The organism is Rhodopirellula sp. UBA1907, from assembly GCF_002337565.1.
Taxonomy (GTDB): Bacteria; Planctomycetota; Planctomycetia; order Pirellulales; family Pirellulaceae; genus Rhodopirellula; species Rhodopirellula europaea.
Genome location: NZ_DDGH01000048.1, coordinates 218,257 through 226,572 on the forward strand (window position 1 = coordinate 218,257; position 8,316 = coordinate 226,572).

The 8,316-nt window shown below is 54.8% G+C and carries 7 protein-coding genes and 1 pseudogene; 5 read left to right on the forward strand and 3 right to left on the reverse strand.

Features of this window, described 5'->3' with window-relative positions:
* Positions 1-18 precede the first annotated feature (18 nt).
* Together B2R17_RS10735 and B2R17_RS10740 are read right to left on the reverse strand one after the other, a co-directional pair.
* A complete protein-coding gene (locus tag B2R17_RS10735; protein ID WP_286763976.1) occupies positions 19-612 on the reverse strand; it encodes a DUF6702 family protein in 594 nt (197 codons plus the stop codon).
* A complete protein-coding gene (locus tag B2R17_RS10740) occupies positions 609-3,251 on the reverse strand; it encodes a M1 family metallopeptidase (protein ID WP_286763977.1) in 2,643 nt (880 codons plus the stop codon). The genes B2R17_RS10735 and B2R17_RS10740 overlap by 4 nt, the downstream gene beginning before the upstream one ends.
* 367 nt (positions 3,252-3,618) lie before the next feature.
* Here B2R17_RS10740 and B2R17_RS10745 point away from each other — a divergent pair, with 367 nt between their 5' ends.
* Together B2R17_RS10745 and B2R17_RS10750 are read left to right on the forward strand one after the other, a co-directional pair.
* Positions 3,619-3,801, forward strand: a complete 183-nt coding sequence (locus B2R17_RS10745; protein WP_037250441.1) for a Flp family type IVb pilin — start codon at positions 3,619-3,621, stop codon at positions 3,799-3,801.
* A gap of 13 nt (positions 3,802-3,814) precedes the next feature.
* Entirely contained in the window at positions 3,815-4,330 is a 516-nt protein-coding gene (locus B2R17_RS10750) for a hypothetical protein (RefSeq protein ID WP_008665200.1), read from the forward strand.
* A 172-nt stretch (positions 4,331-4,502) separates the two neighbouring features.
* On the opposite strand, the gene B2R17_RS10755 is transcribed toward B2R17_RS10750, so the two are convergent.
* Positions 4,503-5,465 carry a uracil-DNA glycosylase gene (locus B2R17_RS10755; RefSeq protein ID WP_286763978.1) on the reverse strand — a complete coding sequence of 321 codons (963 nt, stop codon included), beginning with the start codon at positions 5,463-5,465 and terminating at the stop codon, positions 4,503-4,505.
* A gap of 90 nt (positions 5,466-5,555) precedes the next feature.
* Between B2R17_RS10755 and der the strand changes: the two genes are divergently transcribed.
* The 3 genes and pseudogenes from der to B2R17_RS10770 all read left to right on the forward strand — a co-directional run.
* Positions 5,556-6,920, forward strand: a complete 1,365-nt coding sequence (der, locus tag B2R17_RS10760) for a ribosome biogenesis GTPase Der (RefSeq protein ID WP_008665196.1) — start codon at positions 5,556-5,558, stop codon at positions 6,918-6,920.
* Positions 6,921-7,021: 101 nt separating this feature from the next.
* Complete coding sequence (locus tag B2R17_RS10765; protein WP_339887804.1) at positions 7,022-7,528, forward strand: TM2 domain-containing protein; 507 nt, start codon at positions 7,022-7,024, stop codon at positions 7,526-7,528.
* Positions 7,529-7,696: 168 nt separating this feature from the next.
* Positions 7,697-8,316, forward strand: a pseudogene (locus B2R17_RS10770) (acetylxylan esterase); the annotation flags it as partial.

Sequence of the window (8,316 nt, forward strand, 5' to 3'; positions counted from 1 at the left end):
TCGCGTCGGCCCGAATGGTCAGTCAGGCCACTTCAATTCAGCGACCGGTTCCCGCGGCGTGATGACCGCGGAAACTGGAACCGGATGGCCCAAGATCACAAACGTGTTTTGAAAGGCGTCGTGAGGACCATGGCCACCAGGATGCACCGTTTTTCGAGCGGTGTCGACGAACAAGTCGCAACGCACATGGCTGGGCGGTTTGACCTCACCATCCTTCGGTTTTGAAACCTCGTACTCCGCGAACCACCAGACGTGGATGCCTTCTTCTCGGCGTCCAACCCAATGGTATTTCGCGGCGTTTTCAAGCTTCGCAGCAGGAATGCACGCGTCGTCATTTGCAAACGTCATGTGTCTCCCAAACGCTAGTTCTTGCGGCTTCAGATCAACGCTCGACTTCTCGCCGGTTGCTGGCTCGGACTCACGTTTGCCTGATTTCGAAAGCGTTGCATTGGCTTCCTTCATCAAACGCTCTTCATCGGCGAGCGACAAGCGAAACGCGATTTCGATTCGTTCGGACTCAGGATTCCACTGCAGTTCACAGAGTGTTTCCTGAGTGGGATGCAGTAGCAGCCCACTGAGAACCAGCCAGCAAGAAGTGACAAACGCAATCATTCGTCGGTGGCCTCGGATGATTTGCTGTCGTCGTCGCTTTCTTTCTTGCCTTCGTCGGCTGCTTTCTTCGGCTCAGGCTTGTCGGCTTCATCCTTCTTCTTGGTATCAGCCGGCTTCGCTTTTTCGCCTTCGTCCTTTGGCTTCTTGTCTTCGCCAGACTTTTTGGAAGCTTCGTCAGAGGCTTTGTCCTTGGAAGCGGCTTTCTTTTTTTCTTCCTCTTCTTTCTTCTTTTGGGCGGCCTTTTCTTTTTCGGCTGCTTTTCGCATTGGATTGCTGGATTTGCCTGATTGATAAAGCTTGAAGCGGCTTGGTTCCAACTTCGGTGGCCAATGGTTGTTGCCGCCATCGGTGTCCGCGATTTCTCGCTTTGGATCGATTTCTAAGCGAACGATTTCTTTTTCGCTCAGGAACAACCGCTTCACCTCCTTGCTGTTCACCCGCCAAATTTCGGCTGGCAATTGGATGTCCTCGGAGGTGTTGTCGGCGTAGTGAATTCGCAAAGGAACCGGCATCACCAATCCACCTTTGTTTGCCAAGTGCACCACGTAGAACCGCGTGGTCCGGCGAAGCATGGCACGTTGTTCGTCATCGAGTTTGTCCAAGAACTTTTGATAGTTCTTGCGGTCATTTTCTTCGACCTTGTCTTCGTCGTAGTCCGGCGCGTTGTAGAAATCCTTCAGACCGGGTCGCCATTCGATGCGGCGGCGAAGTGGCAACGCGCGGTTGCGTTCGTCAGAGATTGAATCTTCGCGAGCGTCTTTCTGCTTGCGTTTTCGCTCGGCGGCTTCGTCTGGATCGCCGCTGTCGATCAAGTACAGTTCGATTCCTTCGATCGAGACGTCAACGTGATCGGTGCTGTAGAACCAACCTCGCCAGAACCAATCCAGATCGGTGCCCGAGGCGTCCTCCATGGTGCGGAAGAAATCGCTCGGCGTTGGGCGTTTGAATTTCCAACGATTCGCATACTGCGAGAACGCATAGTCGAATCGTTCTCGTCCCAAGACTGTTTCACGAAGGATGTTCAGAGCCGTCGCGGGTTTTCCGTATGCGTTGGCTCCGAACTGCAGGATTTCATCGCTGCTGGTCATGATCGGACGTTGATTGCTGCCCCGCATGTAGGGAACGATCTTTTCCGGTGGACCGCGACGCGATGGATAGTTGTCTTCCCATTCTTGTTCGGTCAGGTACTGCAGGAACGTGTTGAGACCCTCGTCCATCCACGTCCATTGTCGTTCGTCACTGTTGACGATCATTGGGAAGAAGTTGTGGCCGACTTCGTGAATGATGACGCTGATCAGACCGTACTTGGTCGCTTTGCTGTACGTTCCATCGTCTTCAGGACGCGGGCCATTGAAGCAGATCATTGGGTATTCCATCCCGTAGACCGGACCGTTGACGCTGATGGCAACTTCGTACGGGTATTCGAAAGAGTACCGGCCGTAGACTTCCAGCGTGTGAGCGATGGACTCGCTGCTGTATTGGCTCCACAACGGTTCGGCTTCGTTGGGGTAGTAAGACATCGCCAAGACGGTCTTGTCGCCAACTGTGACGGGCATCGCATCCCAGATGAATTTGCGACTGGCAGCGAACGCGAAATCGCGAACATTCTTTGCCGTGAAGTTCCATGTCGCACGTTCTTTGGATTTGGATTTCTCGTTCTCTTTGGCTTCTTCTGGCGTGACGATGAATTCGAGATCTTCGCCCTTCTTCATTTTCGCCAAACGCGTCTTCCATTCCGGTTTGAGAACGTCGTCGGTGTTTTTAAGCGTTCCTGTCGAAGCAACCACCATGTCCGCGGGGACTTCGATGCTCACGTCGTAGTCACCCAGTTCCAGTGTGAATTCGCCTGAACCGAGGAACTGATGGTGTTGCCAACCGGTGTAGTCGGTGTAGGCAGCCATCCGTGGGAACCACTGAGCGATTTCGTAGATGTAGTTCTTGTCGTCTTCGAAGAACTCGTAACCGCCGCGAGCTCGAATCACCTTCGCGTCGACGATGTTGTAGCTGTACTCGATCGCCAATTGGGTCGACTTGCCGGGCGGCAATGGTTTGGCCAAGTCCACTCGCATCATCGTGTCGACGATCAGGTGATCGATCTCGCCACCTTTTCCATCGGTTACCGAGCTGATTTTGTAGCCGCCATCGAAGGCTTGTTGAGCCAACATGGTTTCGACGAATTTAAAGGTTGCTTGCGAGCCGATACCGGGAGCTGACTTGCTGGTGATGGCAACCGAATCGTTCTTGAATCGGTTTTGATCGAGTTGGACCCAAAGGTAGTCCAGCGTGTCAGGAGATTGGTTGTGATAGGTGATCTCGCAGGTGCCGCTGAGCGATTGGTTCTCATCGTTCAGTGAGATGTCAATTTTGTAGTCGGCCCGTTGTTGCCAGTACTGAGCTCCTGGAGCACCTGAAGCGGTGCGGTAAACGTTCGGCGTCGGCAGCCATGGTTCCAGAGGATGAAATTTGTCCGTTGGGTCGCTGTGTTTTGGGTTGGGCAACGGTTGTGCGGACGCGGTGCTCGGTGCGACCGCGGTCAGCAATCCCGCCATTGCGACGGCCAAACAAACCATTGCAGTGGAGAAACGAAGACTGAACGCAGGAGCCAAAACACGTGAAAGCAGGATCGATCGAAATCGCATCTTTCAAAGACCTAGGGCGGCGAGGTACCAAACTGGGATCAAACTGAAGCTTCACAGGATACTTCGCCACGAAACGCCGTTTGTCCACGTCACAGCCGTAATTTGGTTAGGGAGGTGATTCTCGCGGCAGCTTTTGATTGGCGAACTGTCCAAACCCATGGATTCCTCGCCTGAGGGGCTCAGTTTTCGCTCTCTGCTCTAGATAAAACGGCGCAAGCGTCACAAACGGAACGACTGGCATCAATTTCCACTTCGGGGGCAAACCCATTCGATATGCCCGGCTCACATGGCAATGCCGGGCTAGATTTTCGACAGAGTAGGAGCGTGATCCTGCCGTCATGATCTGTAACCGTATGAAGTCACTTCCATGTCCCAACGACCCTTCTTGCGATCGATCCAGCGATTTTTGCTCGAAGAAGATGGCCCGACCGCTGTTGAATACGCCGTGATGCTGTCACTGATCATTGTGACCGCGTCAGTTGGCATCAGCATTTTGGTCACCGAGACGAGCAACAGTTTGAATAACTCGTCCGACGCCATCGCCAATTGAATTGGATTGCCCCGTGAAAGCCAAGCGACCCACACGTCCGTTGCGTCAACAGTTGTTGATCGACCAAGACGTCCAAGTAGCGTTGATTCTGCGTGCTGTTCTCTACGGAACCGCGTGCGTTACCTATTTTGTTGTCATTCAATTCTTCACTCAGTCGATGATCCATCCCGGTGTGAACACCGCGGATTTGTTCTTGTCGTTGACAGATGAAGCGATGTACTGGGTGCCCGGACTGTTGGTTTTGGGGCCTTTGATGATTTACGACGTCTTGAAAGTCAGCAACCGATTTGCCGGGCCGATTTTCAGCATGCGTCGCGAAATGCAGAACTTGATCGACGGTAAAGAAGGTCGAAACATCACTTTCCGAAACGACGATCACTGGTCGACGATGGCGATGCAGTTCAACACCATCCGCGAGGAGTTGTTGGAACTACGAGCCAACATGCCCAGCGAAGCTGAAGAGGAAGATGAAGAAGACGACAGCTGGATGGATGCAACACCAGAAGACGACGCCGTCGCCGTTGGTTGATAGCGGGCGGTTGATTGAATCAGCCGTACCGCGTTCGCGGCGGTTAATCAGACGCCAACCGGGGCGAACGCCCATCGGCTAATTGTTGTCATTCGGTGTACGACCAAACGAACAGCCCGATAGCATTGGAACGAAAACGATTCCATGATGCCGATTCAGTTCAGCAGCGGAATCAGGCCAACCCCGCGTCTCGCATCAGCATCTGAAGATCGGCCCAAGCCGCCTTCTTCGCGTCTGGATTTCTCAGCAAGTACGCCGGGTGATAGATCACCAACACTTTGCTTTCGTGGTACTGGTGAAAACGTTGCCGAAGACGACCGATGGAGAGTTTGGTCTTCAGCAATGAATGAGCACTGACCGCACCGAGACACACGATGTATTCGGGACGCAGGATCTGAAGCTGTTGCTCAAAGTATTCGCGGCAATTCGCCAATTCGGTCGGATCGGGGTTTCGGTTTTCGGGCGGTCGGCATTTGACCGTATTGAGCAGGTAGATGTCTTCCCGCTGAAGCTTGCAGGCTTGAACCATTTTGTCGAGCAATTGCCCGGCACGCCCGATGAATGGTCGTCCCAATCGGTCCTCGTCGGCTCCCGGAGCTTCGCCGAAAAACGCAAATCTCGCGGCGGGATTGCCTTCGCCAAAAACGGTCTGGGTCCGGCACTTGGCCAGCAAGGTGCATTTGGTGCATCCAGCGACAACCGACGCCAAATTAGCCAACTGATTTTCGCGTTCCGCAATCGGCAAGCTGGTTCCCGGGTACGGATCGTCGCTGGCGGAAAATGATTCGACCGGTTGCAGTCGGCTATCCGGAGCGCGCGGTGGCGTTTTGACCTCTGGTCCGATCGAAGAACCAGCGGCGGATGTTTGAGGAGGTGATTGCGGACTGGTCGCCGCGACGGCGGGTTGAGAGTCAGCTGGGGCGGCGTCCTGGATCCAGCGTGAATTCCATGATTCGACCGATTCCGCCTTCGGTTGGGGGATGAACCGAACGCCGACCCGCTGCAAGTGAGCCAGCAGTTCTCCCGCGGCTTCGTGAGTTTCGCCGGGGTCGAGGTCGTTTTCTGGGGAGGTCATGGGCAACTGGAGAGGCGTTTTCGCGTCAAAAAAACGGTCATTGCGGGGAAGTTCGAGCAAGGAAGGGATTCTTGAAATGCTCGACGCAGCTTACCATTGGCAGGTTACCACCGATTCGTCGATCCTTTTACCCTCTGTTCGATTTTTGTCATGCCTGTCCCTCAAGTCGCCATCGTCGGCCGCCCCAATGTCGGCAAGAGCAGCCTGTTCAACTGGCTCGCTCGCCGTCGGCTCGCCATCGTCGATAACTTCGAAGGTGTGACTCGCGATCGCATGACCACCCTGATCGAGTCGGACGACCAGTTTTTTGAGCTGGTCGACACCGGCGGAATGGGAGTCGAAGACGCCGATGACCTGACCAGCGACGTGCGCCGGCAAATCGATATGGCCATCGCGTCGGCCGACGTGATTTTGTTGGTCGTCGACGTTCAGACCGGTTTGATGCCACTTGATGAAGAAGTCGTCGAACGCCTGCGGGGAGTGGAACGGCCCGTGATCCTGGTTGCCAACAAGGCTGACCAAGAGCACCAGGACATTCACGCGGACGAATTCCGACGCCTCGGACGAGGTCACCTGATCACGGTCAGCACCACGCAAAACCGACACCGAGATGACTTGATCCAAGTCATCGTGGATAGACTGCCCGAGAAGGATGAGGATCTGGTTGCCCCCGAGTCTTCGATGAAAATCGCGATTGTTGGGCGTCGGAACGTCGGCAAGAGCACGTTCGTCAACACTCTCGCGGAATCCGATCGGATGATCGTCAGCGAAGTGGCCGGTACTACGCGAGACAGCGTGGACGTGCGATTCGAAATCGACGGGCAGACTTTCCTGGCGATCGATACGCCGGGGCTGAGAAAACGCAAATCGATTCGAACGGACTTGGATTTCTACGGGACGCACCGAGCCCAACGCAGCGTCCGGCGTGCCGACGTTGTGCTGATGTTCTTTGACGCCTTGGAAAAGACGAGCAAGGTCGACAAACAACTGGTTGGCTACATCATGGAGCATCACAAGCCCGTGATCTTTGTGGTCAACAAATGGGACAAGGTCGACAAAGAGGTTCCAACCGAACGCTGGGTGAAATACCTGCGTCACCAATTCACCACGTTGTCCTACGCACCGATCGCGTTCATCACCGGGCAAACCGGACGCAACGTCAAAGCGGTGATGAACCACGCGGCGATGCTTTACAAACAAGCCCAAAGCCGAGTGTCGACGGGCGAACTGAACCGCATCCTACGAGCCGCGATCGAGCAGCATCCACCTGCGATGTACCAAGGCCGTCGGCCAAAGATCTTTTACGCGACGCAGGTATCGACCGAGCCACCAACGGTTGTGGTGATGTGCAGCGATCCCAAAGCTCTGACCCACGACTACCAGCGATACCTGATTGGTTGGATGCGAGATCACCTGCCGTTCGGCGAAGTCCCGATCAAGCTCTACATGCAACAACGCAGTCGGGCTGAAGCCAAAGCGGAGCGGTCCGGGCAAGGTCGCTCGTTGGAATCCTAGAACGCTTGAGCATCCGCTGAATCGCGGAAGAAACAGTGGTCTTGGTGCGTCTCGCAAAATGGCGCGCCACATGCACTCGTAAATCGTGCCCGATGGGGTAAGTGCCTCAGTCATCGCAAATTTTTCGCGATGCGAACATCCGATTGCAGCGAAGTACCATGTCAACGACTCAAAACCATCCCCAGCCCTCTGCGCCACCCGCGCAAGGATACGTGCCGTCGCCCGAAACGCATTCCATCGTGATCGGGTACATCGTCTGGATCTTTGGTTTCTTCGGAGCACACCGTTTCTACTACGGGAAGCAAATCACCGGAACGATCTGGTTCTTCACCCTTGGGCTAGCAGGAATTGGATGGCTGATTGATTTGTTCCTGATTCCGGCAATGGATCGAGGTGCCCAGAGACGGTTCACGTCCGGCCCAGTCGACTACACCATGGCCTGGATTCTGTTGACATTTTTGGGGCTCTTTGGGATCCACCGCTTCTATCTCGAAAAGTGGATCACCGGCGTTATCTATCTCCTGACCGGTGGGCTTTTTGGCGTGGGTTGGCTGTACGACTTGTGGACGCTGAACGAACAAGTCGATCAATACAATCGCCGTGCGTGATCGGTTGCGATCGAGTTGTCTTATCAAAGAAGCGTTGATGGATCGCTCCGGTGAAGCACAGGCAGGCGTGAACTGCCTACAATGGAGCCGAGCGTCCGGTTGATTTCGAAATTGACTGGACGCTTCCCCGCCCCATCATCCCACCGTCTTCGCGATTGAGGTTCACTCATGCGCACGCTTCCTCTGCCCGGCATTGCACCGATTTTGTTTGTGGTGCTCTTGGTTCTCTCCACGTGCTCTCGGGCCAATGACGCTCCGGCGGAAACGACCGATGGCGATCAATTGGTGTCTGTATACTTCGAGCAGCAAACTCGTTTGTTGACGGAACGATCACTCGCGGACATCGAGGATTTGGAGGACTGGACGAGCAAGCGAGCGATGTACCGGCAGCAACTGCTGGACATGTTGGGATTGAACCCGATGCCAGAACGGGGCGAATTGCACACGACCGTGACAGGCGAAGTTCGCAAGGACGACGTGGTGGTCGAAAAGCTGCACTTCCAGTCGATGCCGGGATTGTATGTGACCGCGAATTTGTATCGGCCGGCGAAAGTGGCTGAGCCCCTGCCAGCGGTTCTGTACGTGTGTGGTCACGGACGCGTCGTGGAAGACGGCATTAGCTACGGAAACAAGGTTTACTACCAACACCACGGTGCATGGTTCGCTCGCAATGGCTACGTTTGTTTGGTCATCGATACCATCCAGCTTGGTGAGCTTGAAGGAACTCATCACGGAACCTACCGTGAGAAGATGTGGTGGTGGAACAATCGTGGCTACACACCGGCGGG

What these genes read in the sequence shown, in the direction of transcription:
- B2R17_RS10735 (WP_286763976.1), bottom strand. Translation starts at nt 612, where the DNA reads ATGATTGCGTTTGTCACTTCTTGCTGGCTGGTTCTCAGTGGGCTGCTA.
- B2R17_RS10740 (WP_286763977.1), bottom strand. Translation starts at nt 3,251, where the DNA reads ATGCGATTTCGATCGATCCTGCTTTCACGTGTTTTGGCTCCTGCGTTC.
- B2R17_RS10745 (WP_037250441.1), top strand. Translation starts at nt 3,619, where the DNA reads ATGTCCCAACGACCCTTCTTGCGATCGATCCAGCGATTTTTGCTCGAA.
- der (WP_008665196.1), top strand. Translation starts at nt 5,556, where the DNA reads ATGCCTGTCCCTCAAGTCGCCATCGTCGGCCGCCCCAATGTCGGCAAG.